This is a genomic window from Halorubrum halophilum, from assembly GCF_000739595.1.
Lineage (GTDB): Archaea > Halobacteriota > Halobacteria > Halobacteriales > Haloferacaceae > Halorubrum > Halorubrum halophilum.
Genome location: NZ_BBJP01000013.1, coordinates 71,279 through 95,461 on the forward strand (window position 1 = coordinate 71,279; position 24,183 = coordinate 95,461).

At 69.0% G+C, this 24,183-nt stretch carries 21 protein-coding genes, 1 tRNA gene and 2 pseudogenes; 16 read left to right on the top strand and 8 right to left on the bottom strand.

Annotated features, from left to right (window positions below; translation table 11 throughout):
* Positions 1 to 47: 47 nt before the first annotated feature.
* Positions 48 to 272: pseudogene (locus ACP96_RS19475) on the bottom strand (PAS domain-containing protein); the annotation flags it as partial.
* Positions 273 to 355: 83 nt separating this feature from the next.
* Positions 356 to 3,076 carry an AAA domain-containing protein gene (locus ACP96_RS04685; protein WP_050032544.1) on the bottom strand — a complete coding sequence of 907 codons (2,721 nt, stop codon included), beginning with the start codon at positions 3,074 to 3,076 and terminating at the stop codon, positions 356 to 358.
* A 111-nt stretch (positions 3,077 to 3,187) separates the two neighbouring features.
* Between ACP96_RS04685 and ACP96_RS04690 the strand changes: the two genes are divergently transcribed.
* The 6 genes from ACP96_RS04690 to ACP96_RS04715 all read left to right on the top strand — a co-directional run bounded on the left by ACP96_RS04690 (position 3,188) and on the right by ACP96_RS04715 (position 8,450).
* The gene (locus ACP96_RS04690) at positions 3,188 to 3,739 is read left to right on the top strand and encodes a hypothetical protein (protein WP_050026484.1); all 552 of its coding nucleotides are present in this window, start codon (positions 3,188 to 3,190) and stop codon (positions 3,737 to 3,739) included.
* 1,048 nt (positions 3,740 to 4,787) lie between these two features.
* Positions 4,788 to 5,240, top strand: a complete 453-nt coding sequence (locus ACP96_RS04695) for a hypothetical protein (RefSeq protein WP_050032434.1) — start codon at positions 4,788 to 4,790, stop codon at positions 5,238 to 5,240.
* A gap of 63 nt (positions 5,241 to 5,303) precedes the next feature.
* Positions 5,304 to 6,242, top strand: coding sequence for a methenyltetrahydromethanopterin cyclohydrolase (gene mch / locus ACP96_RS04700; RefSeq protein ID WP_050032436.1), 939 nt, complete (start codon positions 5,304 to 5,306; stop codon positions 6,240 to 6,242).
* A 37-nt stretch (positions 6,243 to 6,279) separates the two neighbouring features.
* On the top strand, positions 6,280 to 6,813 hold the full coding sequence (locus ACP96_RS04705; RefSeq protein ID WP_050032437.1) for a hypothetical protein: 534 nt from the start codon (positions 6,280 to 6,282) through the stop codon (positions 6,811 to 6,813).
* 69 nt (positions 6,814 to 6,882) lie between these two features.
* Positions 6,883 to 8,088, top strand: a complete 1,206-nt coding sequence (locus tag ACP96_RS04710) for a potassium channel family protein (RefSeq protein WP_050032438.1) — start codon at positions 6,883 to 6,885, stop codon at positions 8,086 to 8,088.
* On the top strand, positions 8,085 to 8,450 hold the full coding sequence (locus ACP96_RS04715) for a nuclear transport factor 2 family protein (protein ID WP_050032439.1): 366 nt from the start codon (positions 8,085 to 8,087) through the stop codon (positions 8,448 to 8,450). Before ACP96_RS04710 ends, ACP96_RS04715 begins: the two co-directional genes overlap by 4 nt.
* 26 nt (positions 8,451 to 8,476) lie before the next feature.
* Here the strand turns inward: ACP96_RS04715 and ACP96_RS04720 are convergent, their stop codons facing one another.
* Positions 8,477 to 9,073: a DNA-3-methyladenine glycosylase family protein gene (locus ACP96_RS04720; RefSeq protein ID WP_050032440.1), complete on the bottom strand. Its 597-nt coding sequence runs from the start codon at positions 9,071 to 9,073 to the stop codon at positions 8,477 to 8,479.
* 126 nt (positions 9,074 to 9,199) lie between these two features.
* On the opposite strand from ACP96_RS04720, the gene ACP96_RS04725 reads away from it, so the two are divergent.
* Positions 9,200 to 11,185 carry a 3-hydroxyacyl-CoA dehydrogenase/enoyl-CoA hydratase family protein gene (locus tag ACP96_RS04725; protein ID WP_050032441.1) on the top strand — a complete coding sequence of 662 codons (1,986 nt, stop codon included), beginning with the start codon at positions 9,200 to 9,202 and terminating at the stop codon, positions 11,183 to 11,185.
* Positions 11,186 to 11,306: 121 nt separating this feature from the next.
* On the opposite strand, the gene asd is transcribed toward ACP96_RS04725, so the two are convergent.
* Positions 11,307 to 12,353, bottom strand: coding sequence for an aspartate-semialdehyde dehydrogenase (gene asd / locus ACP96_RS04730; protein WP_050032442.1), 1,047 nt, complete (start codon positions 12,351 to 12,353; stop codon positions 11,307 to 11,309).
* 155 nt (positions 12,354 to 12,508) lie between these two features.
* On the opposite strand from asd, the gene ACP96_RS04735 reads away from it, so the two are divergent.
* Positions 12,509 to 14,188, top strand: a complete 1,680-nt coding sequence (locus tag ACP96_RS04735) for a Na+/H+ antiporter NhaC family protein (RefSeq protein WP_050032443.1) — start codon at positions 12,509 to 12,511, stop codon at positions 14,186 to 14,188.
* A 258-nt stretch (positions 14,189 to 14,446) separates the two neighbouring features.
* Here the strand turns inward: ACP96_RS04735 and ACP96_RS04740 are convergent, their stop codons facing one another.
* The 3 genes and pseudogenes from ACP96_RS04740 to ACP96_RS04750 all read right to left on the bottom strand — a co-directional run bounded on the left by ACP96_RS04740 (position 14,447) and on the right by ACP96_RS04750 (position 16,747).
* Positions 14,447 to 15,034, bottom strand: coding sequence for a hypothetical protein (locus tag ACP96_RS04740; RefSeq protein WP_050032444.1), 588 nt, complete (start codon positions 15,032 to 15,034; stop codon positions 14,447 to 14,449).
* Positions 15,035 to 15,102: 68 nt separating this feature from the next.
* Positions 15,103 to 16,133: pseudogene (locus tag ACP96_RS04745) on the bottom strand (hypothetical protein).
* On the bottom strand, positions 16,130 to 16,747 hold the full coding sequence (locus tag ACP96_RS04750; protein ID WP_050032445.1) for a hypothetical protein: 618 nt from the start codon (positions 16,745 to 16,747) through the stop codon (positions 16,130 to 16,132). The pseudogene ACP96_RS04745 and the gene ACP96_RS04750 overlap by 4 nt, the downstream one beginning before the upstream one ends.
* Positions 16,748 to 16,888: 141 nt before the next feature.
* Between ACP96_RS04750 and ACP96_RS04755 the strand changes: the two genes are divergently transcribed.
* Together ACP96_RS04755 and ACP96_RS04760 are read left to right on the top strand one after the other, a co-directional pair.
* Positions 16,889 to 17,869 (top strand): calcium/sodium antiporter, encoded by a 981-nt coding sequence (locus tag ACP96_RS04755; RefSeq protein ID WP_050032446.1) that lies wholly within the window; start codon positions 16,889 to 16,891, stop codon positions 17,867 to 17,869.
* A gap of 87 nt (positions 17,870 to 17,956) precedes the next feature.
* On the top strand, positions 17,957 to 18,691 hold the full coding sequence (locus tag ACP96_RS04760) for an MBL fold metallo-hydrolase (RefSeq protein WP_050032447.1): 735 nt from the start codon (positions 17,957 to 17,959) through the stop codon (positions 18,689 to 18,691).
* A 36-nt stretch (positions 18,692 to 18,727) separates the two neighbouring features.
* Here the strand turns inward: ACP96_RS04760 and ACP96_RS04765 are convergent.
* A tRNA-His gene (locus ACP96_RS04765) sits at positions 18,728 to 18,800 on the bottom strand.
* A gap of 161 nt (positions 18,801 to 18,961) precedes the next feature.
* On the opposite strand from ACP96_RS04765, the gene ACP96_RS04770 reads away from it, so the two are divergent.
* The 6 genes from ACP96_RS04770 to ACP96_RS04795 all read left to right on the top strand — a co-directional run bounded on the left by ACP96_RS04770 (position 18,962) and on the right by ACP96_RS04795 (position 24,182).
* Complete coding sequence (locus ACP96_RS04770) at positions 18,962 to 19,417, top strand: DUF5814 domain-containing protein (protein ID WP_050032448.1); 456 nt, start codon at positions 18,962 to 18,964, stop codon at positions 19,415 to 19,417.
* Between the two features lie 543 nt (positions 19,418 to 19,960).
* Positions 19,961 to 20,797 carry a COX15/CtaA family protein gene (locus ACP96_RS04775; protein ID WP_050032449.1) on the top strand — a complete coding sequence of 279 codons (837 nt, stop codon included), beginning with the start codon at positions 19,961 to 19,963 and terminating at the stop codon, positions 20,795 to 20,797.
* A 128-nt stretch (positions 20,798 to 20,925) separates the two neighbouring features.
* Positions 20,926 to 21,723 (top strand): basic amino acid ABC transporter substrate-binding protein, encoded by a 798-nt coding sequence (locus ACP96_RS04780; protein WP_050032450.1) that lies wholly within the window; start codon positions 20,926 to 20,928, stop codon positions 21,721 to 21,723.
* 1 nt (position 21,724) lies between these two features.
* On the top strand, positions 21,725 to 22,510 hold the full coding sequence (locus ACP96_RS04785; protein WP_050032451.1) for an amino acid ABC transporter permease: 786 nt from the start codon (positions 21,725 to 21,727) through the stop codon (positions 22,508 to 22,510).
* Positions 22,507 to 23,256, top strand: coding sequence for an amino acid ABC transporter ATP-binding protein (locus tag ACP96_RS04790; RefSeq protein ID WP_050026091.1), 750 nt, complete (start codon positions 22,507 to 22,509; stop codon positions 23,254 to 23,256). The genes ACP96_RS04785 and ACP96_RS04790 overlap by 4 nt, the downstream gene beginning before the upstream one ends.
* Complete coding sequence (locus ACP96_RS04795) at positions 23,256 to 24,182, top strand: amino acid ABC transporter permease (RefSeq protein ID WP_050032452.1); 927 nt, start codon at positions 23,256 to 23,258, stop codon at positions 24,180 to 24,182. The genes ACP96_RS04790 and ACP96_RS04795 overlap by 1 nt, the downstream gene beginning before the upstream one ends.
* Position 24,183: the final 1 nt, after the last annotated feature.

Below are 24,183 nucleotides of genomic sequence, written 5' to 3' on the forward strand. Positions count from 1 at the left end.
CAGCGATCGTGATCACGGTGCCGTCATCGGATTCAACAGAGCACTTTCGTCCCGAACACATCATATGCGTTTGTTCCGACCGCTTCGCTTGCAGGGAGGCCCAGCAGATTTTCCGTGGCCGCGTTCCATTGGGTGATATCGCCATTAGCATCGACGACGAATGCTGCCTCAGGAAGTTCCGAAATGAACTGCTCGAACGTATTTCGCCAAAATGCACCGTCCGGTTCGGCACTCGCCTGCTGGAGATGTGAATTCTGCGTGGCCTGAGCCATATCGATTGGCTCCGATCTGACTACATGTGTGTTTCGTCGGTATTATTGAAACTGATAGATTGCGAGTCGAGCCACCGATCGCCTCACCGCCGCGCCCAGTCGAGCATCCGCGCGTAGAAGGGATCGGAGCCGAGCGCGTCGGCGTCGCCGACCAGCGTCAACTGTTTTTTCGCCCGGGTGAGCGCCACGTTCATCCGGCGGTGGTCCTCGAAGATCGGGCCGTCGAGGTCGCCGGTCGCGACCAGCGAGACGACGATCACCTCCTTCGAGGAGCCCTGGAAGCGGTCGACCGTGTCGACGGTGACTCCAGTTCGTCGGCCGATCTCGGCGACCTGCGCGCGGAAGGGCGCGATCACGCCGATGTCGTCCGGGTCGACACCGGCCGCGACGTAGGCGTCGACGACCTCTGCGACGCGCTCGGCCTCCCGGACATTCCGGTTGCCGTCGCGGCTCCCGTCCGGGTCGACGAAGCTCACGCCGCCGGCGAGCCCCTCGGGGAGGTCGGCGGGGTCGACGCCGAGGTCGCGGAGGGTCTGGCCCGCGACCTCGGGGGTCGCCGGGCGGAGCGCGCCGTCGTAGAACTCCGCGGAGGCGAACGCCTGAATCCGCTGGCTCATCCGGTACTGGCGGTCGAGCATGACGCTCGCGTCGGGGTACTCCTCGATGAGTCGCTGGAAAAGGGACGTTTGGAGGTCGTTCTCCGCGCGCACGACCGGCGGGAGCTGCTCGTGGTCGCCGACGAGGACGAACCGGTCCGCGCGGTTGATCGCGGCGTGGGTGCCCGGCTCCGTGAGCTGCGAGGCCTCGTCGACGAGCGCCACGTCGAACTCGCACTCGCGGAGGACGCGGGAGCCGCAGGCCGCAGTGGTGGCGGCGACGACGGGCGCGTCCCGCAGTTCGGCGGCCTTCGCGTTGGGGTCGCCGCGCTGGACGAGCCGCACGTCCTGCATGTCGCCGCGGACGCCGGTCTCGCTCCCGACCCGCAGCACGTCGTCGAATCCTTGCTCTCGGAGCGCTTCGAGGGCGTTGTCGACCGCGCGGTTGGTGAACGCCGACAGCAGCACCCGGTTCCCCTCCTCGACCAAAGCCCGGATCGTCCGCGCGATGGTGTACGTCTTCCCGGTGCCCGGCGGCCCGTGGATCAGCGCGCAGTCCTCGGCGTCGACGGCGAGTTCGACGGCCTCGTTCTGGGACGCGTTGTTGTCGATGTAGGCGTCGGGGGCGTCCGGGTCATCGCTCCCGGGAACTCCGGCCGGGCGGTCGCTCTCCGCCCGGAACTCCGGCTCCCGACGCCCGAACAGCACGTCCTTGCGCGCGTCGCTCCCTTTTAAGATCGCGTCGTGAAGTGCGGTGAGCGAGCGGTCGACCGAGATCTCGGAGGGGTAGACGTCGAGCCGCCGGAGCTCGACCGGCTCGTCCGTCTCGACGACGACCTCGTCGCCGTCGAGCGCCGTGATGCGCCCGAGTTCGCCGTGCCCGGTCACGGGGTCCCCGTCGCTCGCGAGCGCCACGTCGCCCTCGCGGAGCTTCGAGACGGCGTCGCCCGGCTTTCGGGCGCGGAGTTTCCACCGGGCGTCGTCGATCTCGGTCTGCGAGACGGGTTCGAGGTCGATGAGCGCGCGGTCGTCTGCGGCGCGCTCCTCGGGCGACTGCTCCCACAGCTTCCGGTACTCGGCGTGGGTCTCGCGGCGCTCCTCCTCTAAGGCGACGTAGAAGCGGTCGAAGTAGTCGCGCTCCTCGTCGGGGACCGGCGTCCCGACCGAGCCCGCCTTCGACTCCTGATCGAGCCGGCCGGAGACGACCATGCAGGTGTCCTGCTCGAAGCAGTACTGGCACTTCGCGTCGGCCTCGTACCCTGTCGGGACCGTGGGGCGCTCGCCGGGATCGTGGAGCGCGCGCCACTCCATCGCCGCGAGGGCGTTGCGCTCGCGGACGACGAACTCCAGCAGGCCACGACCGACGGAGAACTCCTTGGCGGGCGCCAGATCGCCCGATTCCTCGTTGCGGTCCAGCGCGGTGTTTTTGGTGTAGAGGAGGGTTCCGATGTCGGGGTCGACGCCGCGCTCCTCCAGCATGAGCGCGTAGCAGGCCGCCTGGATCTTGTCGTGGAAGCGCGGCTCGCGCTTGGTGTTCTTCCCGGTCTTCAGCTCGACGGGGGTCCCGCGCCGGAGCGCGTCTGCCCGGCCCTTCAGGCCGAACGTCGGCGAGATGAGCGTGAACTCCGATCGCCACGTGTCCTCGTCAGTGAGGGTTCCCTGCGCGAGCCACCCCTCGATCGCGGCGGCGTTGCGGCGCACCTCGTCGGCGACCTCCTCGGGCTCGTAGCCCAGCAGGCCCAGTTCGAGGCCGGCCTCCTCGACGCGGTCGACGACCGACTCCTCCAGCTCCATCCCCCGGAGCAGGTCGCCGAACACCTCGTGGACGACGGTCCCCTTGACCACGGGGTAGTTGAGGGGGATCCCGGAGAGCTTGTTCAGGTAGTACATCCGCGGGCACTGCACCCACGACCGGATCCCGGTCACGTCGACGAGGAAGTCGGGCTCGAGCACGACCCACGAGTCGCCCGTGGTCGCGTACCCCGTCTCGCCGCCGAACTCGTCCGCCTCGGCGTCGGTGACGAGCAGTTCCATGCCCGGCTCGGCGTGCTCGGCGGTCTCGGTCCACTTGCCCCACAGTGTCACGTCGACCGGATCGCCCGCGCCGCGGTCGGGGCGGATCCGGAGCTCGCGGAGCTCCCGGTCGCCGTACGACGTCGACACGGTCCGCGCGTCTCCCACGGAGAGGATCGGCCCCCGAACGTTCACGGCCGTCATCGGCGGCCGTCTCGAAAAACGCTGTCGGTGGGGGCGACGGGCCCGACCTAACTGGCCGGGACCGACACGCTCATGCGCCGCTGCCCGGTAGTGCACGCCGACATGCGCGTGCGAGACTGGGACGACATCCTCGCCGACGTCGCGAGCGACTCGACCGACCCCGACGGCTGGCGCGCGGTCGCCGGCTCCCGACGCGAGGGGCTCGGCGAGGACCTCTACTTCGGTCACCCGGGCGTCGGCGTCTACCACCTGAAGACGTACGCGAAGAACCCCCGCGACCTCCGCGGCGTGGGCGCGAAGATCGCCCGCAGCGTCGACGACGAACTCGACCCCCTGCTCCCGAGCGAGGAGTCGGCCGGGCGGTTCGCGGTGCGGTCGCCGCCGGAGGACGAGTCGGAGGCGGAGGACGTTGCGACCCGACTGCGCGAGACGCTGAAGGTCCACGCGGAGGCGCCGACGAGCCCCGATCACCTGTTCGAGGACGTGATGGAGGCGATCGACTCGCCCGCGTTCGGTCCGATGGACTACGAGTTCGACGGGCGGCCGGACGAGCTTGACGAGCTCTCGGACACCTTCGAGGAGGCCGAGGAGCTCCTCTCGTCCGAGCTAGAGGACCTGATCGACGACGACGACGTGGACCGCGGGTTCCACTGATAGATCGTTTATATAAGATCAAGGAGAATACCTGCGGCTTTAGCCGCAGGATGAATCCGACAGCTTGGAATCAAACCACGTTGGACTCCCTAGTTCGAGTTACTAATAGATACTTTGAAGTTTCAAGAATCGCTATATGTCGGTAAGGTCAGGTCGGAACGGAGCGGATTCCGAACGACCTTCGGAGGCGGCCTGTCCGCCCTCGCAACGAGGCAGTATCGGAAACGCTGACGCGGTGAACACGAACCCTCGAAGGGTTTGCCGAGTGCCCGTCGGTCTGAGAAAGCCCAACGATACCTCCGAGTCTGACGATGTGTCAGCGACTCCCTGCTGGCAAAAACAACAGGTGGGAGTCACCAACACCGAGGATAGGAGTAACGGCCACTTGGCATGGCCAGTCAGCCACCGACCACGACGACTGGGTTAAACGGACTCCCGTGAAGTGGCGGAGTCATGGTTGCGAACCTGAAACTCCCACCGCTCGGGATTCCTCCGCCTGAAGGCGGAGGAGGATGTCAAACGTCCGATTCCGGTGTTTCTACGTGATCGATTTCTTCGCGGTGAGGACCGCAAAATCCCCAGCCGCTCGCTTATAAGTGATCGACGGTAGATCTGCAGTGGAGACGTCCAAAGCCCTAGCCGCTCGCTTATAAATGGTTGACTACGGATCGACCGCAAACACCTCCAAAGCCCCAGCCGCGAGGACTCGCGTGACTCGCTGCGCTCCTCGCCACTCGCGTTGCTCGTTCCTGCGGTGCTTGCGTCGTCAGGCGTTGCCCTCGCGGCTGCCCCTTTGAATCCCACCCGACCGCACCGTAACCGCGCCTCACGCCTCCCCAGCCTCGTCGGTCGCCGCAGGCGACCGACTCCCTCGCGGGCGTCGCCGGCGGCGAAGCCGCCGGCTGCCAGAGGGACCGAAGGTCCCTCGCGGTTCGCGGCCCTTCGGGCCGCTCACCGGCGCGCCACCGCAACTATTTATAAGCGATCGCAACCGAGTCAGCGGCACACCCGCCGACGCTCCTTTATAAATGACGACCGTACGATCCGCATGAGCTATCCGGTCACGTACTACTGTCCGCACTGCGGGACCCTCGTCGAACTGGAGCGCGACGGCTACCTCGCGGACAAGTCGGTGACGCCGTATCCCCTCGAAGGATGGGAGTACGTCGATCCGACGGCGCCGTTCGAGGGCGACGACGCCGACGGCGTCCGGTTCGTCTGCGGCGAGAGCGACGGCGTCGACTGGGACCCGCACGACGGCGTCCGCGGGTCGGACGTGGGCGGCGACGAGCCCTACCGAGAGCCGGACGCCGAGGGGAGCGGCTGCGGCGAGCCCTTCTACCTCTCGTTCGTGCGCTACGAGGAGGGCCGCGAGATCGACCCGCGATCGGAGTCGGAGCTCGTCGAGATCGATCCCGATCCCCGCCCGAGCGGTCCGCGCGGACCGGGCGGGCCAGATAGGTCGGGGGGACCCGGAGGCTCCGACGGCGGCTTCTGGTGAGCGGTCGCCGGAGTCCGCTCCCGACTGACAAACCCCTTAACGGGTGAGCGAGTACACCGGCGTATGGAAAGCATCAACCGGACCGCGATCGAGCTCGTCGACGAGGCGCTCGACTTCGCCGGCGAGCTCGACGTCGTCGGCTACGAGCTGGACAACGGCGCCACCGTCGTCGACTTCGGCGTCGACGCCGCGGGCGGCGTCGAGGCGGGACTGCTACTCGCCGAGATCCAGACCGCCGGCCTCGCGAACCTCCGCACCCGCATGGGCGAGGTCGCGGGCGCGCCGCGCCAGTACGTCGAGCTGTCGACCGACCACCCCGCCATCGCGCTGCTCTGCTCGCAGAAGGCCGGCTGGGAGCTCGCCTTCGACTCCGGCTTCGAGGGGCTCGGCTCGGGGCCGGCCCGGGCGCTCGTCGGACAGGAGACCGAGTTCGAGCGCGTCGGCTACTACGACTCCTCGGAGTTCGCGACGCTCGCCGTCGAGTCGACGACGCTCCCCACCGAGGAGGTCGCCGAACACGTCGCCGACCTCGCCGAGGTCGACCTCGAAGGCGTGTTCCTCCCGGCCTACGCAACCGGCTCGACCGCAGGATCGGTCGCGACCGCGGCCCGCGCCGCGGAACTCGCCGTCTTCCGCCTGCTGGAGCTCGGCTACGAGCCGACCGACGTGCTCCACGCCTCCGGCGCGGCGCCGATGGCCCCGGCCACCCGCGACGAGGACCTCGCGATGGGGCGCACGAACGACGCCTTAGCCTACGGCGGGGAGGTCCACCTGCAGGTCGCGCGCGACGACGACCGCTTCGACCAGATCGTCTCGACCGCCCGCGAGGAGTACGGGACGCCCTTCGTCGAGGTGTTCGAGGACGCCGACTGGGACTTCTACGAGGTCGACGAGCGCGTCTTCGCGCCCGCAAAGGTCACCGTCGACGTCGTCGACGGCCCCGTCTACACGGTCGGCGAGACGGACGAGGAGCTGCTTGCGGAGTCGTTCGACTACCGCTGATGCCGGCCGCCGCGTCGGCCCGCCCGGGTCGTTGACGATGCGTCTCAAGCCGGTCCCCGAACCCCCCGACTCGCTCGATGACCTCCGCGCGTTCCAGCGGGCGGTCCCGCTCGTCCCCGGGAGCACCGACGACTGCTGTGCCCGGCTCCGCGAGCGCCGGGGGCTCTCCGACCGCCAGACGGCGAACGACTGGCTGGCGTTTCTGCGCGCGCTCGGACTGGCCCGGGAGACGCCCCGCGGGTTCGTGAGAACCGACGCGGAGCCGACCCCGGAGCGCGTCCGCGAGGGGCTCCGCGAGGGCGTGCTCCTCGTTCCCGAGGCGCTCGCCGCCCTGCGGGACGCCTCGCCCGCGGACCCGCTCACGCCAGATGCCCTGTTCGAGGCGACGCGGGAGTCAGTGCCGCGACACGACCGCGCTCGCGACCCGAACTGGGAGGCGACGTGGCGCGAGCGCGCCGACCGGCTCCTCCGGTGGCTCGCGCTCGTCGACCTCGCCGAGGAGATCGAACCGGGCGAGCGTGGAGATCCGGACGAGCGCTCGGTCGCCTACGTCGCGGGCGATGTCGCCTGAGACGACGCTTCTCGGAACCTGCGGGCGACCCGTGACAAGCCTTTTACTCGGAGCCGGAGAGGGAGTCCCATGGGACGATTCGACGGGCGGGACGGGCCGCTGACGGTCCGGTACGAGCCGACGAGCGTGAAGGACCTGCTCGTGGAGATGAAGGACACCGCCGAGCTGCTGATCGACCTGTCGTACTCCGCCGTCCTCCACGGGAGCCCGACGATCGCCCACGAGGTCGTCGAGCTTGAACACCGGATGGACGTGCTCCAGATGCGCGCGCGCATGAGCCTCATGCTCGCGGCTCGGAGCCCGGACGAGGCCGAGACGCTCGCGCCGGTGCTCGGCGTGATCGGCGCGGCGGACAAGATCTCCGACGCCGCCGGAGACATTGCGAAGATCGTCACCGAGGAGATCGGGCTCCCCGACGCGATGCGCGGCGCGCTCACCGAGGGCGTCGAGACGCTGGTCCGGGGCACCGTCTCGTCGGACTCCGCGTACGCGGGGCGGACGCTGAAGGACATCGACTTAGAGTCGGAGACGGGCGTGCGCGTCATCGCGATCCGACGCGACGACGACTGGATATTCAACCCCGGCCCGAAGACCCGGATCGAGGTCGGCGACGTGACGCTCCTCCGCGGCCCCGAGACGGGCGTCGCCGACGTCCACCCGACGCTGACCGGCGACCCGTTCGACCCGGAGGAGCCCCCGGAGCCCGCCATCGACGACTTAGAGCGCGCGGTCGACTCCATCGTGCTGATGAAGAACCTCTCGGAGCTGGCGGTCGACCTGGCGTACGGCTCCGTGCTGTTCGACAACGAGGCGCTCGCCGAGGAGGTGTCGAACCTGGAGATCGAGGTCGACGCGCTCCAGTCGCGGTTCGAGGCGTGGACCCTCCGGGCCGCCCGCGAGGCCCACGACCCCGTCTCGCTGCGCGGGCTGATCCACCTCGGCGTCGCGACCGAGGAGATCTCCGACGCCGCCCTGGAGATCACCGAGGGCGTCATGCGCGACATCGGCGTCCACCCGGTCGTGGAGATGGCGGTCCAGGAGTCCGACGAGATCATCACCCGGACCGTGATCAAAGAGGGGAGCGACCTCGACGGTACCCGGATCGAGAACGGGATCCCCGCGACCGACATCTCGACGAGCGTCATCGCGATCCGGCGCCCCGACGAGGGGTGGCTCGTCGGCCACGACATCGACACCACCCTCCGGGGCGGCGACGCCGTCATCGCGAAGGGGACCCGCACCTCCGCCGAGGAGTTCGAGGCGCTCGCGGCGTGACGGGGCCCCGAACCGACGCTCCGTCTGACCCGTCTCGACTCGTCCGCGCGTACTACGACGCGCTCGACGCCGGCGAGTACGACCGGCTCGCGGCCCTGCTCGATCCGGAGTTTGTCCAGCGACGCCCCGACCGCACCTTCGAGGGGCGCGACCGCTTCGTCGCGTTCATGCGCGACGAGCGCCCGATGACCGACACAAGCCACGCCGTCGACGCGGTGTACCCCGAGGGGCCCGGCGTCGCCGTCCGCGGGAGACTGCTCGACGCCGACGGCGACGAGCTGTTCGCGTTCGTGGACGTCTTTTCGGTCGAAGGCGGTCGGCTCGCGGCGCTGGAGACGTACGCGGCGGCGGACGACGAGTAAGGTTCAGTAACGGTTCCAAAGCCCGGCTATGACTCGTACTCCGCCCAGACGTACCGCGTCCCGTAGCTCCGGTAGGGCCGCCACGCCTCGCCGATCTCGCCCATCTCCGCGCGGGTCAGCTCTGCTCCGTCGTTGTACACTTGCTCGATCCCCTTCCGCACCGCGAGGTCGCCCAGCGGGAGCACGTCCTCGCGGCCCAGCGCGAAGATGAGGTACATCCGCGCGGTCCACTCGCCGACGCCGCGGATCTCGGTGAGCGCGGCGACGACTGCCTCGTCGCTCGCGTCCGCGAGCCCCTCCCGCGTCAGATCGCGGTCGCCGTCCCGGAAGGCCGCCGCGACGTTCCGCAGGTACTCGACCTTCGTGCCGCTGAGCCCCGCCTCGCGGAGGTCGTCCTCGTCGGCCGCGAGCACGAGGCCGGGCGTCGGATCACCACCCAGTACGTCGAGGAACCGCTCGTGGATCGCCGCCGCCGAGGCGGTCGAGAGCTGCTGGTTCACGATCGAGGTGCAGAGGCGCGCGAACTCGTCGCCGGCGGGTTCGACCGCCAGGGGACCGTGTCGGTCGATCAGCCGCGCCATCGTCGGGTCCTCGCGCAGGGTCACCGCGACTCGCTCGTTCATCGGGAGTGGGTAGGGCCCCGAGACGGGAGTGAGTTTCTCCCGCGAGACGCGTACGGATAAACTTACAGTGAGTTTTTCGTTTGGAAGATGGAAACGTTCAACCATGACGGTTCCGACCGTTTCGGTATGCAACTCGAAGACGTCCAGCGCGTCGCGGTTCTCGGCGCCGGGAACATGGGGCACGGCATCGCGGAAGTGGCCGCGCTCGCCGGCTACGACGTGGCGCTGCGGGACATCGAGGAGGAGTTCGTCCAGGACGGCTACGACCAGATCGAGTGGTCGCTCGGCAAGCTCGCCGAGAAGGACCGGATCGGCGAGGAGGAGGCCGACGCCGCGCTCGACCGCGTGGAGACCTTCGTCGACCTCGGGGACTCCCTCGCCGACGCCGACGTGGTGGTCGAGGTCGTCCCCGAGAAGATGGCGATCAAGAAGGACGTGTACGACGAGGTGGTCGAGTACGCGCCCGAGGAGGCGGTCTTCGTCACCAACACCTCCAGCCTCTCGATCACGGAGCTCTCCGAGGTGACCGACCGCCCCGAGCGCTTCTGCGGGATGCACTTCTTCAACCCGCCGGTGCGGATGGACCTCGTCGAAGTCATCTCCGGGAAACACACGTCCGAGGACACACTCGAACTGATCGAGGGGCTCGCGGAGTCGATGGGGAAGACCCCCGTCCGCGTCCGGAAGGACAGCCCCGGCTTCATCGTCAACCGCATCCTCGTCCCGCTGATGAACGAGGCGGCGTGGATCGTCGAGTCCGGCGACGCGACGATGGAGGCGGTCGACTCCACGACCAAGTTCGACATGGGCCTCCCGATGGGCTCGTTCGAGCTCGCCGATCAGGTCGGCATCGACGTGGGCTACCACGTCTTGGAGTACATGCACGAGGTGCTGGGCGAGGCGTACCGCCCCTGCCCGCTGCTCGTCGAGAAGGTCGAGGCCGAGGAGCTCGGGAAGAAGACCGGGAAGGGGTTCTACGACTACGAGAACGGCGACGGCGCGCAGATCCCTAGCGACGCGATCGACGCCGACGTCCGCAGGCGACTGCTCGCCGTGATGGCCAACGAGGTCGCCGGGCTCGTCGGCAACGACGTGGCGGACGCGCCCGCGATCGACCGCGCGGTGATGCTCGGCGCCGGCTTCCCGGACGGCCCCGCGAAGCTCGCCGACGGCGAGGGGCTTGACACGTTGGTCGAGACGCTCGACGCACTCGCCGAGGAGACCGGCGAGGCGCGCTACGAGGCGACCGACCACCTCCGCGAGGCCGCCGAGGCGGGCGGCTTCCACGGCGGAGGCGACGGCGCCGAGGGCGACGCGGAGGACGACACCGACTTCGAGGTGCTGAACGTCGAGGTCGACGAGCGGGTCGGCCACGTGGAGATCGACCGCCCCCACCGGATGAACACCATCAGCGGCGAGGTGCTCGATGAGCTCGCCGACGCGATCGACCGCCTCGACGCCGACGACGAGGTGCGCGCGATCCTGCTCTCCGGCGCCGGCGACCGCGCGTTCTCCGCCGGCGCCGACGTACAGAGCATGGCCGCCGGCGGCGCCGAGCCGATCGGCGCCGTCGAGCTCTCCCGACAGGGTCAGCAGACGTTCGGCAAGCTGGAAGACTCCGACAAGCCCGTGGTCGCCGCCATCGACGGCTACTGCCTCGGCGGCGGGATGGAGTTGGCGACCGCGGCGGACATGCGGATCGCCTCCGAGCGTTCCGAGCTCGGCCAGCCCGAGCACAACCTCGGGCTCCTCCCGGGGTGGGGCGGCACCCAGCGGCTCGCCCGCATCGTCGGGGAGGGGCGCGCGAAGGAGATCATCTTCACCGCCGAGCGCTACGACGCGGAGACGCTGGCGGACTACGGCTTCCTCAACGACGTGGTCCCGGGCGACGAGCTCGACGAGCGCGCGCGGGAGCTGGCCGAGTCGCTCGCCGCCGGGCCGCCGATCGCCCAGAAGTACACGAAGCGCGCGATGCACGCCGGGCGCACCGACGGCGAGGCCGGCCTCGAAGTGGAGGCGATGGGCTTCGGCCACGTGATGAACACCGACGACCTCATGGAGGGCGTCACGGCGTTCATGGGCGACGGCGAGCCCGAGTTCGAAGGGAAGTAATCGGCGAGCAGATCGGCGGTGGCGGTACCCACCGCCACCTCGCCGACCGGTCATATATAACTGGATATTTAAAGAGACAGTCCGCCGCTGGGGGCGACGGCGCTTGACCCGGATTCGCGCCCTAGACGTACCCTTCCTCGACGAGCAGCTCGCCGTTGAGCAGCGAGGCGCCCGCGGCGCCGCGGATCGTGTTGTGCGCGAGGCAGTTGTACTTCGCGCCGGCGTTCGTCTCCTGCACGCCGCCGGCGACGATGCCCATCCCGTCCGCGTACGTGCGGTCGAGGCGCGGCTGCGGCCGCTCCGGCTCGTCCTCGCCGAACACCTTGATGAGCTGGTCGGGAGAGCTGGGGAGTTCGCCGGCGCCCTCGAACGAGCGCATCGCCTCGCGGAGGTCCTCCGGGGAGGGGTCCTCGGCGAACTCGGCGAAGACGTTCTCCAAGTGCCCGTCGAGCGTCGGGATCCGGTTACAGGAGGCGGCCACGTCGGCGCCGTGGAGGTGGACCTCCGCGCCGTCGAACTCGCCCAGCAGCTTCCGCGACTCCGTCTCCATCTTGTCCTCCTCGCCGCCGATGTGCGGGATGGCGTTGTCGATGATCTCCATCGAGGTGACGCCGGAGTAGCCGGCGCCGGAGACGGCCTGGAGCGTCGAGACGCGGACGCTCTCCAACCCGAACTCGTCGATCGCGGCGAGGGTCGGGACCATCGTGATCGTCGAGCAGTTCGGGTTCTTGACGAGGGCGCCGTCCCAGCCGCGCTCGTCGCGCTGGACCTCGATCAGGTCGAGGTGGCCGGGGTTGATCTCGGGGATCGTCAGCGGCACGTCCGCCGCCATGCGGTCGTTCGAGGAGTTCGAGGAGACGACGTATCCTTCCTCCAAGAACGCCGGCTCGACCTCGGCCGCGACGCCCGAGGGAAGCGACGAGAAGAGGAGATCGACGTCGTCGTCCGCGATCCCTGCGGGCGTCGTCTCCGCGACCTCCATCTCGGTCACGTCGTCCGGGATCGGGGTGTTCACGCGCCACTTGGCGGCCTCGCGGTACGTCTTCCCCGCGCTCTCCGAGCTCGCGGTGACCGCGGCGAGGTCGAACGTCGGGTGGTCGTCGAGGAGCTGGATGAACCGCTGTCCCACGGCGCCGGTGGCGCCGAGGATGCCGACTCGTACAGACATTGCGCGTGAGTCGGTCACAGGGACGTAAGTGCGTTCGGATACGCGCCGATGCCGCCGGTCGGTGAACGGCGCCCGCGCCAGCGCGACCGACCGCGCCCCGGCGCCGCGAGCGCGGCACGCGGCGTTTATATACTTTCCCGTGGCAGTACGTGGCAATGACCGATTTCGGAGCGCTGTCCGTCGCGCCGCCGGTGCTCGCGATCGTGCTCGCTGTGATCACTCGGAAGGCCGTCCTGTCGCTGTTCCTCGGGATCTGGTCCGGGGCCGTCATCGTCACGGGCGGGCTCGGGATCGTCCAGACGTTCGAGTGGATCGTCGCGGCGGTCTCCGACGAGTTCCAGGCGACCATCCTCGTGTTCACCCTGCTGCTCGGCTCCGGCGTCGCCATGGTGTGGAACCTCGGCGGCACCGCCGCGGTCCGCGACTGGGCGCTCGAACGCCTCAACTCCCAGCGCCAGGCCGGGCTCGTCGCGTGGGGGCTCGGGATCGTCCTCTTCTTCGACGACTACGCGAACACCGCGATCGCCGGCTCGGCGATGAAAGACGTCTCCGACCGCCTCCGGATCTCCCGCGAGAAGCTCTCGTACATCGTCGACTCCACCGCCGCCCCGGTGGCGACGCTGGGGATCTCCTCGTGGGTCGCGTTCCAGCTATCGCTCATCACGGAGGGGTACGAGTCCGCCGGGGTCGCCGAGGCGAACCGCCCCGGCACCTTCGAGGTGTTCGTCTCGTCGATCCCGTTCAACATGTACGCGATCTTAGCGATCGTGATGGTGCTGTTGATCGTCGGTTCGGGCCGCGACTACGGCGAGATGCTGACCGCCGAGAACCGGTCGTGGACCTCGGGGAAGGTGACCCGCGACGAGGCCGTGCCGATGCAGGACGTGGCCGGCGAGCTCGGCGAGCCGCCGGCGTCGACGCCCCGACTCGTCAACTTCTTCGTCCCCGTGGCGGTGCTGATCGCGGTCACGGTCGCGACCGCACTGTGGTCCGGCGAGTTCTCGCCCGCCGGATTCGGTAGCGACCTCCTCGCCGGGGAGTTCGAGGCGGCCGGCGGTCGGCTGTGGGACGCCGCACTCAACGCCTCCTACGAGGTGGCGCTGATGATCGGGTCGTTCGCGATGGTCGCCAGCGGCTTCGCCCTCGGGAAGGCCTACGGGATCTTCGGCGTCGGCGACGCGACCGAGTACACGATCGACGGGTTCGGGATCATGCTCACCGCGGCCTCCATCCTCGCGCTGGCGTGGGGGATCGGCGAGGCGATCGACGCGCTCGGCACCGGCGACTACGTCGCGAACATCGCGGTGGGGTCCGTCTCGCCCGCACTCCTGCCCGCGCTGGTGTTTGTCGTCGCCGGCCTCATCGCCTTCTCGACCGGCACCTCGTGGGGGACGATGGGGATCGTCACCCCCATCGCGATCCCGATCGCGTGGGAGGTCAGCGGCGGCGGCGCGGCGGGCCACACCCTCGTGGCGGCGATGGTCGGCGTCATCTTCTCGGGCGCCATCTTCGGCGACCACAGCTCGCCCATCTCCGACACCACGGTCCTCTCGGCGACGTTCACCGGCGCCGACCTGATCGACCACGTCCGAACGCAGATCTACTACGCGGTCACGGTCGCCGCCGTGGTCGTCCTGCTGCTCGTCGTGTGGGGGGTCACCCGGGTGACGCCGCTGGCGCTGCTCCCGCTCGGCGCCGTCCTGCTCGCCGGGCTCGTCTACCTCCTCTCCGAGTTCGACGCCTCCCGTCGCGGGATCGATCCGGTCTCGGTCTCGGAGCCGCAGACCGACGACGGCGAGCGCGTGGTCGTCGCCGGCGAGGATCAGAGCGACTGAGCGTCTCAACGGACCTTTTAAACCCGGCGAGGGGCTATCCGTGGACGCGCGCCCTCAGTCCCCGCCCGAGTACTCCCCGATGGGAGCGATGACCGCGCGGAGAACCCAGGCGCGTCACATGTGGTCGCACACGCGACCCGCCCGTCGCCGCGGAGGCGACCGCCCGCCACGAGGGTTTCCCGGTCGACGCGGCACGCCGCCGGAGATGAGACCGGTCGTTAGTGTTGCGGGCGACATTTACTCCAGCAGTCCGAGCACCTACTCCAACAGCACCGAGAACCCCCACTCCGCGGAGGACTCGGGCTCGGCGTCCTCCGAGACGATCGATATCGTCGTCTCGAAGCGGTGTTCTCCGACCGGGAGGCAGCCGTCAGCGTCGGTGGTGGCGTACGGATCGACGAGCCGGTCGCTCGACCCGCCGGCCTCGATCTCGAACGTCCGGTACTCCTCGGTGACGGCGACCCCCTCGGTGAGCCGCCAGCAGTCGGGCTCCGCGGGGTACGTCTGACCGCTTTCTCCCGGGAGCAGGACGAGTAACCCGGAGTCGCTGGTGACGTATTCGAAGTGGACGGCTCGGCCCTCGCCGACGCGCAGCGGCTCGTCGCTCGTGTTCGCGAGCGTCGTCCGAAGCCGCGGCGGGTGCTCCGACGTAGCGTTGTCTCGGACGACCTCGACGGACGGTTGAACCGGGAGGTCGACAGCCTCGTCGGCGGAGGCGATGGCGACGCCGGGGCCTCCCGTCCCGGAGGGGCGAGTTCCGTCGGGGTCACCGCCGAGACAGCCGGCGAAACCCCCCGCGAGCGCGGCTCCGATCCCGCCGATGTACTGTCGTCGTATCGGGTGCATGCGTCTCCTACGGGTCGCAGAGACGTATCGTTATCTGTGCGTTAGTCCCCCGAAACGCCGCACTACCGTCAGTCCCGCAACACCAACGGCCCGATCGCGAGCGTCCGCTTCGCGAGGGTGAGGACGCGGAGGACGTAGGAGACGAAAAGCGAGAACGGGAGGAGCGTGACCGCGAACGCGCCGCCGACGACGAGCGTCACGTGGTCGATCCCGAGGGTACTCCCGGGGAACGTCCCGGCGTCGACGACCGTGAGCATGAGGCCCGCGACGACCAGCGCCGGCACCGCGGCGTAGAGTATCTGTCGCGAGAGGTCGATCAGCGCCCACTGGAAGTACAGCGTCTTGATATGCTCGCGGGCGGGGCCGAACAGGGACAGCGACTCCTTCAGCCCTTCGAGCAGGACTCGTTCGTCGTCGGTGAGCGCGTCGTCGTGGTCGGCGGCGACGCGCTCGGCCCGTCCGATCTTCGGGCCGTAGTCGAAGTTGAGGGCGGCGAACACCACGTCGAACGAGCCGAACTCCGCGCCGTCGAGCTGGCCGCGCACGGTTTCGGCGTTCTCGACGGTGCCCGCGGCGAGTTCGTCGACGTCCTCCCAGAGGGCGGTCTCGGCCGGTTCGCCCGCGCCGCGGCCCCGAGGATCGCGTCGAGGAACGCGGCGGGGTCCGTGGGCGCCGGCGAGCCGGTCAGTTCCGCGACGGACTCCCGGACCGTGAGCGTGTCGTCCATGCGCTCCTGCTGGTCTCCGAGCGGGCCGTTCTCCTGCGTGAGCACGACCTGGCCGATCGTGACGACGAGCGTCGCCCCTGTGACGATCACCGTGATCATCGAGGCGAACAGCGTCTCGATCGGATCGCTCGCCCCGACCTTCTCGGCGAGAGACGGCGAGAACGCGACCGCGGCGGCGACGAACGCGACGAAGACGGCGAGCGTCAGGACGCCCGCGACGAGGAGCCGGTCCGCGCGCAACAGCAGCCAGAGCTTCGCTCGGTTCTCCTCGGCGCGTTCGCGCATCGTGTCGGCGGTGCTCGCGTCGCTGTCGGCGTCGTCGGCGTCGGCGGCGTCGTCCGCGCTCGACGCCACCTCCGGGTCCTCGCTCATCGCGACTCGACGGTCACCGCGAGGTCGTCGACGTAGTGGGTCGCGTCGGCCTCCCAGATCACTGCCGTGCCGACGGCGAGGTGGAGCGTGTCCGTCGACAGTTCCGGGGTGGTCCACTCGAAGGAGTACTCCCGCCAGCCGTCGGCGAGCCATAGCGCGTCGCGGAGCCCGCCGTAGGGCGTCTCGCCGAGGTCCGTCGTGTTGAGCCCGGGCTGCGGGAAGTCCTCCTCGGTCTCCGGCGGCTCCGGGCCGAGACGCATCAGCGCGTGCCGAATCGTGTTGAACGACTCCGACTCGCTCCAGAACTGCCCCGTCACCTCGATCCGATACGCGTTCCCCGACTCGATGGCTATCGGGTGGGTGGCCCACGTGACGCCGTCGTCGTAGTCGCCCTGGTTCCAGATCCGGAGCGAGCGCTCTCCGGAGGCCGCCTCCTCCTCGGAGAACGACGCCTCCCAGTCGAACTCGTCGATGTCCACCTCGGGACCGATCGCGGCGCCGAACGTCCAGTCACCGATGTCCTCCTCGAACCCCTCCTCGAAGGCCGGGTCGTCGCTCCCACCCGTACACCCCGCGACGCCGGCGCTCCTCCGGAGCAGACCGCGTCGTCTCACGGCGTCTCACGTCCGTCCATAACGAACGACACGACGCTCGACCGACACATAAGTACCCGGTGCGTTACGGGTTTGATCAGGTCGAGTGATCGCGGTTCGGTGGATCGATTTTAACACCGCTTTGCGAGAACGACTACGCACATGGCTCTCGGAGGGCCGGCCGCCCAGCTCGCGATCGTCGCGCTCACCGTCATCGGCCTGTGGATCGGCGCCCGCGCGCTCGTCGATTCGACGGTGCGGATCGCTCGGCGGTTCGGGGTCAGCGAGCTCACGATCGGGCTGACGATCGTCGCGATGGGAACGTCGACGCCCGAACTCGTCGTGACGGTCGACGCGGCACTGGCGGGGCTCGGGGAGATCGGCGTCGGCAACGTCGTCGGCTCCAACGCCTACAACCTCGCGTTCATCCTCGGCGCGGTGTCGCTGTTGCGGGTCATCCCCGTCGAGCGCTCGCTGGTCCACCGCGACGGCGCCGCGCTGGTGTGCTCGACGCTGGCCGGGTTCGCGGTCCTGTTCGACCGAACTGTGACCGGCGTCGAGGGCGCCCTGCTCGTGGGGCTGTTCGTCGCGTACACGGCCTATCTCGTCCGCGACGAGCAAACGGCGCACTCGATCGAGACGGAGTACGCGGAGTCGCGGGTCACGGGGGCGATCCCGACCGGACTCTCGCATCGGGCCCGCGACGCGCTGCTGCTCGTCGGCGGGCTGGCGATCGTCCTAGTCAGCGGGCACTTCATGGTCGAGGCCGCGTCGACACTAGCCCGCGGAGTCGGTATCTCCGACTGGGTGATCGGCGGGACGATCGTCGCGGCGGGGACCTCGACGCCGGAGCTCGCCGTCTCGCTCGTCGCGATGCGACAGGGCCACGTCGGGATGTCGGTGGGCAACGTCGTCGGAAGCAACGTGTTCAACGTGCTCGGTATCCTGGGGATCGCCGCTCTCCTCCGCCCGCTCGCGGTCGGCGGCGCAGCGATCGAGACGCTCCTCTGGTTGACGGTCCTCACGGTGCTGATGGTCGCGGCGCTGTGGTCCGGGCGACGGCTCTCCCGCACCGAGGGCGCCCTGTTCGTCTGCTCCGAGCTGGCCCGGTGGACGCTCGGACTCCTGCGGATCTTCGGGTGACCCCGCGTCGACGCCGCGATCGCGTCGGCGTCGGTACCGGATCGCTCCCGTCACAAGACACAACCCGCCGCTCGCCGAAGGGAACGTATGTCCGCGAACTCCGGTGCCAGCGTCACCCTCGTCCGAAACGCCACGGTCCTCGCGACCGTCGGCAAGACGACCTTCCTCGTCGATCCGCTGTTCTCGCCGCAGGGCGCGCTGCCACCGATCGATAACACGCCGAACGACCGACCGAACCCGCTGGTCCCGATGCCCGATATCGATCTCTCGTACGACGCGGTGATCGTCACCCACCGCCACCCCGACCACTTCGACGAGGCGGCGAAGGAGGAGCTCGACGCGGACGTGCCGCTGTTCTGTCAGCCCGCCGAGGCGGACGCGTTCGCCGAGGAGGGGTTCACCGACGTGCGGCCCGTCGAGGACGCGGCGTCGTTCGGGGGCGTCACCCTCCACCGGACGCCCGGCCGTCACGGACACGGGGAACTGGCCGAGCGGATGGGACCGGTCTCCGGGTTCGTCCTCGAGGGCGACGAGACGCTGTACCTCGCCGGCGACACGGTCTGGTACGAGCCGGTCGCGGAGACGCTGGACCGGTTCGAGCCCGACGCGGTCGTCCTCAACGGCGGCGCGGCGCGGTTCAACGAGGGCGAGCCCATCACCATGGGCGTCGACGACGTCGCCGCCGTCCGCGAGGCAACCGACGCCGCGGTCGCCGTGGTCCACATGGAGGCGATCAACCACTGTCTGCTCTCGCGGGAGGAGCTGCGCTCGGAGACGGAGGACGTGCTGGTTCCGGAGGACGGCGAGCGGATCGAGTTCTAGCTGCACCGCTATTTCAAAAGCGCTGTTCCGTAGAAGGTCCGGGTGCGAGAATCGAACCCGCGTCTCAGCCTCCACAAGGCTGAAGGATAGTCCACTACCCTAACCCGGACACGCGTCGATATCTATCCCGCTTTGATAAATAACCGTTACGACTCCCGGACGGGCGTGTGACGCGGTGGCGTCCGGTGATCGGTCCCGCCGGTCGGCCCGCCGATCGCCCCCTGACGACCACGCCGCTTTTACTCCCAGCCGGCGTATCAATGGGCAACCGTGGCGTTCACCGACAAGATCTACGTGAAGAACCACCGGCAGCTCGCCTCCCAGCTGGAGACGAACATCCCGAAGGGGGCCTTCGCCGGCGCGACTCTCGACATGCTGTTCACCGGCGACGGGCTCTCGAAGCTCGACTCGACGACGCGGGACCGGATCCTGGACTTCGCGGAGGACTTCCTCGACTGCGACTGTCAGGCGAACCCCTACTGCGGCTGTCCGGAGGAGAAGTTCATGGCGTACGTGTTGGAGCTTCGCGCCGAGGGGCTCGGCCCGCAGGCGATCGTGGACGTGATGAGCGACGACTACATGGTGTACGCGTACACCGGCGACGTGCTCTCGTTCCTCGACGACTCGGTGCGGCAGCTGGAGGCGATCGAGACCCTCGCCGACGTCGAGAGCAACGAGGAGATGTCGGAGCGGGCGCGGCGAGCGAAGCGGGAACTGTCGGGATAAGCGGTATTCGTGAGTAGATTCCCTGTCGATCGTTTCTGGGCTGTTGCCGACAGATCGACGGTGAAGGCCTCCAAAGCCCCAGCCGAGAAAACGGCTCACGCTCGCTGTGCTCCTCACTCGGTCGCTCACTTCGTTCGCTCCCTCGTTGCGGTGCTTACGTCGCCTGAGCCGTTTTCGCGGCTGCCCCTTTGAGCCCCACCCCGCACCGCAGCCTCACACCTCCCCAACCTCGTCGGTCGCCCGTCGCTTTGCTCGGGCGACCGACTCCCTCGCATCGTCGTCGCCGGCGGCTTCGCCGCCGGCTGCCAGAGGGACCGGAGGTCCCTCGCGGTTCGCGGTCCTCCGGACCACTCACCGGGGCGCGCCACCGCCTCGTTCAGTTATAAGTAGAACACGGCCCCGTGGCGGTTTCTGCCCGGCCCATCGAATTCTCGCCTCCCCGGAGCGTCCGAACGGTCTAAGTGCGCTCAAACCCGAACTTGACCAATGAGTCTTCGGCCCGCGTGGTTGACATTCAGGCGGTACGCGGCGACGACGACCGGGATGACGCTGGTGCTGTTCGCGCTCGGCGTCTACACCGCGGCGACCGGCTCGGGACTGGCGTGTCAGGCCCAGTGGCCGCTCTGTTCGGACCAGCTCATCCCCGCGATGACGATCAACCCGGACTTCATCGAGTGGTTCCACCGCGTGTGGGCGATGGTCACCGGGTTCCTCATCATCGGCGTCGCCGGCTGGTCGTGGTTCGGCGGTCGAGATCGCCGGACCCGGCTGGCGGCGACGCTCGCGGTCGCGATCCTCCCGCTGCAGATCACTGTCGGCGCGCTCACCGTCACCCTCGGCGGCCTCGTCCCCGGCGGCTACACGGTGTCGACGCACGCGGCCCACCTGATCGTCGCGCTCGGGATCTTCACGCTGCTCGGGCTGGCGACCATCTGGGGCGGCGGCCGCGGCTCCCCGCGGCTGCTCCGGGCCGCGATCGGAGTCGCCGCGGTCGGGATCGTCGCCAGCGCGGTGTTCTCGCGGGCGGTCCCGTTCGTCACCTACTCGCCGGGCGCGCAGGCGGGCTTCTACGTGAGCGGGCTGGCGGGCCACCTCGGACTAGTGGCGGCCGTCGCGTACGCCACGGAGGCTGTCAGAACCGGGTATCCGGGACTCGATCGGTCGACCGCGAAGACCGTTCGCCTGCTCGCTGCCGGGTCGATGGCCGCGCTGGTCGGCACCCTGCTTCTGGGCCGCGACCTGGTGTTGTACACCGCGTTCTGGCAGCGGCTCAACCTCGCCGCGCTCGGCGTCGCCGCGGCGCTGGCGCTCGGCGCCGCGTGGGCGGTCAGAGGCGTCGGGCCGGAGGGGACGACGGCCGATCCCGTGCGCGGCGACTGACCGGGTCGGTCGAATCGGGTCGGTCGGGTGGAGATCCGCCGGAGACCGGTGCGGCGCTCCGTCCGAGTGGAGTGTAACACCCCAACCGAGGAGGAAAGCTTAAAATCAGTTCCCGTTCACCCACGGGTATGTCATACCGCACGGAGACGGACATGAGCCGTCGGACGTACCTGAAGCTGACCGGCGGGGCCAGCGCCGTCGGCCTGACCGGCGTCGCCGGCTGTCTCGGCGACGACAGCACCACCATCACCCCGGGCACCGCGCCCGGCTTCCCGCCGTTCGAGATGCAGGAGGACGGCGAGCTGGTCGGCTTCGACGTCGACCTGCTGGAGGCCGTCGTCGGGGAGACCGACTACGAGCTCGGCGAGTGGGCCACCTTCGAGTTCGACTCGCTCATCCCCGCGCTCACGCAGAACGAGGAGATCGACGTGATCGCGGCCGCGATGACGATCACCGAGGACCGGCAGGAGACGATCGCTTTCTCGGACCCCTACTGGGAGTCCGATCAGGCGATCCTCGTACGGGAGGGCGGCGACTTCCAGCCCTCGTCGTGGGAGGACTTCGAGGGCGTCCGCGTGGGCGCGCAGTCGGGGACGACCGGGGCGGACCAAGTGTCGGCGAACCTCGTCGAACCCGGGATCATCTCCGAGGACGACTACTCCTCGTACGACAGCTACGTGTTCGCGGTCGAGGACCTCGCGAACGAGAACGTCGACGCGGTCGTCATCGACCTCCCGGTCGCGGAGACGTTCGCGGCCAACCGCGACGTGGAGGTCGCGTTCATCGAGGAGACCGGCGAGCAGTTCGGCTTCGGCATCCGGCAGGGCGAGTCGGAGTTCCAGTCGGCGCTGAACGACGGGATCGCGACCGTCCGGGACGACGGGACGTATGAGGAGATAACCAACACCTGGTTCGGACAGGAGTAGGATGTCGGACCCGGGGACGCTCGCGCTCGCGGCGGCCGCCAGCGCCGCGGTCGAAATTCCGACGGGCGACGGTCTCGCGACGCTCGCGTTTATCGGCGAATCCGCGGACTGGGATTTCGTCTTCAGCAATGCCGATTACCTCGGTGTCGGCGCCCTGCTAACGATCGGACTCACGATCGCGTCGATCCTCCTCGGGTTCGTCGTCGGGTTCCCGGCCGGCGCGGTCGAGGTGTACGGCGACGGGCTCCTGAAGCGAGTCGTTAGCACGGTCGGGATCGTGCTCCGCGGGACGCCGATCGTCGTCATCCTCATCGTGATGTACTTCGTCGTCGGCGTGCCGCAGATCAACCTCGGCGTCGCCTCGATATCCTCGGCGATGACGGCCGGAATCCTGGGGCTCGGCCTGCGCAGCGCGGCGTACCAGTCGCAGATCTTCCGGGCGACCCTCTCAAGTGTCGACGAGGGGCAACTGGAGGCCGGTCGGTCGATCGGGCTCTCGCGGTTCGAGGCGGTCCGGTACGTCGTCGTGCCGCAGGCCCTGCGCCGGTCGATTCCGGGGTTTCAAAACGAGTTCACGATCGTGTTGAAGGACACGAGCATCGTGTTCGCGATCGGGCTTGCGGAGCTGCTCACGCGGGGGTACGACCTGTTCTCGGAGCAGACGACCGCAGTGCTCGAAGTCATCCTCTTCATCAGTGCAATCTACTTCGTCCTCACGTTCACGACGAACCGCGCGCTCGACTACCTCGGCGATCACTACGCGATCCCGGAGGGTGAGTCGGCATGAGTGACGACAACGACTTCCTCCGGGTGACGGACGTCTCGAAGTGGTACGGCGACGAGAAGGTGCTCGAAGACGTCTCCTTCGAGATGGACCGAGGGGACGTGACCGTCCTGATCGGTCCCTCCGGCTCCGGGAAGTCGACCATGCTGCGGTGCGTAAACCGGCTCGCGGAGGCGCAAGAGGGATCGATCCTGCTGGACGGCGAAGAGGTGCTCTCGCCGGACCTCGACGTCGACGAGCTCCGCCGCGAGGTCGGGATGGTGTTCCAGGGGTTCAACCTGTTCGCGCACCTCACCGCGGTCGGCAACGTCGCCCTCGGCCCGCGCCGCGTGCTCGGGCTCTCCGAGACCGAGGCCCGCGAGCGCGCCGAGGCCCAACTGGAGCGCGTCGGCCTCGGCGAGCAGTTCGACTCGTATCCCGCGGAGCTGTCCGGGGGCCAACAGCAGCGCGTCGGTATCGCCCGCGCGCTGGCGATGGAGCCGAAGCTGATGTTGTTCGACGAGCCGACGAGCGCGCTCGACCCCGAACTCATCGGCGAGGTGCTGGAGGTGATGCACGGGCTCGTCGACGAGGGGATGACGATGCTCGTAGTCACCCACGAGATGAGCTTCGCCCGCGAGGTCGCCGACGAGATCGTGTTCCTCGACGACGGCCGCGTGGTCGAACGCGGCCCGCCCGAACAGCTGTTCGACCGCCCCGAGGAGGAACGGACCGGCCGGTTCCTCGAACGGATCGCGAGTCACGACTGATGGCGAGCGCGACGAGACCCGCGGCGGTACGGGAGCGCGTTGCCGACGCCGACCGCTCGGTCGGCCGGCTCCTCCTCGTCGCCGCCGGCGCGCTGTTCTGGGGCTGGCTCGTCGTGAGCTGGGTCAACCGCTGGCTCGGCGGCGTGATCGTCCCGGTCGGCCAGCCGCTCGTGCCGCCGGGGGCCGTGGAGGCGACGTTCGGGGCGATTCCGGGGCTCGCCGCGTACGCGGCCGACGCCGCCTTCGTTGTCGAGCTGACCCCGGAGCTGTCTCGGGGAACGTGGCTCACGGTCGTGATCACCGCCGTGAGCCTCTTCGTCGGGTTCCTCATGGCCGTGCCGCTGGCGGTGTCCCGCGTGTACGGCCGATTCTCGGCGTGGATCTCGCTCGGGTACACCGAACTGCTGCGCGGCACGCCCCTCCTCGCGCAGCTGTTCGTGCTCTACTACGGGCTCAACCTCGCGAGCTACGTCCCCGGCGCGTTCTCGGGCGTGTTCGCGCGGGACGTGGTCTGGGTGGCGATCGTCGGGTTCACGCTCAACGGGGCCGCGTATCAGGCCGAGTACATCCGCGGGGCCTTAGAGAGCGTCGAGGAGGGCCAGATCACCGCCGGCCGCGCGATCGGGCTCTCGAAGCTGGAGACGATCTACTACGTCGTGCTCCCGCAGGGGCTCCGGTACGCGATCCCGTCGTGGACCAACGAGTTCGTCTACCTGATCAAGTACTCGTCGCTGGCGGCGTTCATCACGGTTCCCGAGCTTTACTACCGGGCCGACCAGATCGCCTCCGAGACCTTCCGGTACACGCTCATCTTCGTCGTGACCGGGGTGACGTACCTCGCCTTGGTCCTCACCGCGTCGAAGCTGATGGAGGGCGTCGAAGACCGCGTCGCGATCCCCGGGCTCGGCGCCGAGCGCGAGGAGTGAG

What these genes read in the sequence shown, in the direction of transcription:
- ACP96_RS04695 (WP_050032434.1), top strand. Translation starts at nt 4,788, where the DNA reads ATGAGCTATCCGGTCACGTACTACTGTCCGCACTGCGGGACCCTCGTC.
- ACP96_RS04710 (WP_050032438.1), top strand. Translation starts at nt 6,883, where the DNA reads ATGGGACGATTCGACGGGCGGGACGGGCCGCTGACGGTCCGGTACGAG.
- ACP96_RS04705 (WP_050032437.1), top strand. Translation starts at nt 6,280, where the DNA reads ATGCGTCTCAAGCCGGTCCCCGAACCCCCCGACTCGCTCGATGACCTC.
- ACP96_RS04725 (WP_050032441.1), top strand. Translation starts at nt 9,200, where the DNA reads ATGCAACTCGAAGACGTCCAGCGCGTCGCGGTTCTCGGCGCCGGGAAC.
- ACP96_RS04775 (WP_050032449.1), top strand. Translation starts at nt 19,961, where the DNA reads ATGACGCTGGTGCTGTTCGCGCTCGGCGTCTACACCGCGGCGACCGGC.
- ACP96_RS04740 (WP_050032444.1), bottom strand. Translation starts at nt 15,034, where the DNA reads ATGCACCCGATACGACGACAGTACATCGGCGGGATCGGAGCCGCGCTC.
- ACP96_RS04690 (WP_050026484.1), top strand. Translation starts at nt 3,188, where the DNA reads ATGCGCGTGCGAGACTGGGACGACATCCTCGCCGACGTCGCGAGCGAC.
- mch (WP_050032436.1), top strand. Translation starts at nt 5,304, where the DNA reads ATGGAAAGCATCAACCGGACCGCGATCGAGCTCGTCGACGAGGCGCTC.
- ACP96_RS04755 (WP_050032446.1), top strand. Translation starts at nt 16,889, where the DNA reads ATGGCTCTCGGAGGGCCGGCCGCCCAGCTCGCGATCGTCGCGCTCACC.
- ACP96_RS04760 (WP_050032447.1), top strand. Translation starts at nt 17,957, where the DNA reads ATGTCCGCGAACTCCGGTGCCAGCGTCACCCTCGTCCGAAACGCCACG.
- ACP96_RS04735 (WP_050032443.1), top strand. Translation starts at nt 12,509, where the DNA reads ATGACCGATTTCGGAGCGCTGTCCGTCGCGCCGCCGGTGCTCGCGATC.
- ACP96_RS04790 (WP_050026091.1), top strand. Translation starts at nt 22,507, where the DNA reads ATGAGTGACGACAACGACTTCCTCCGGGTGACGGACGTCTCGAAGTGG.
- asd (WP_050032442.1), bottom strand. Translation starts at nt 12,353, where the DNA reads ATGTCTGTACGAGTCGGCATCCTCGGCGCCACCGGCGCCGTGGGACAG.
- ACP96_RS04795 (WP_050032452.1), top strand. Translation starts at nt 23,256, where the DNA reads ATGGCGAGCGCGACGAGACCCGCGGCGGTACGGGAGCGCGTTGCCGAC.
- ACP96_RS04780 (WP_050032450.1), top strand. Translation starts at nt 20,926, where the DNA reads ATGTCATACCGCACGGAGACGGACATGAGCCGTCGGACGTACCTGAAG.
- ACP96_RS04720 (WP_050032440.1), bottom strand. Translation starts at nt 9,073, where the DNA reads ATGAACGAGCGAGTCGCGGTGACCCTGCGCGAGGACCCGACGATGGCG.
- ACP96_RS04785 (WP_050032451.1), top strand. Translation starts at nt 21,725, where the DNA reads ATGTCGGACCCGGGGACGCTCGCGCTCGCGGCGGCCGCCAGCGCCGCG.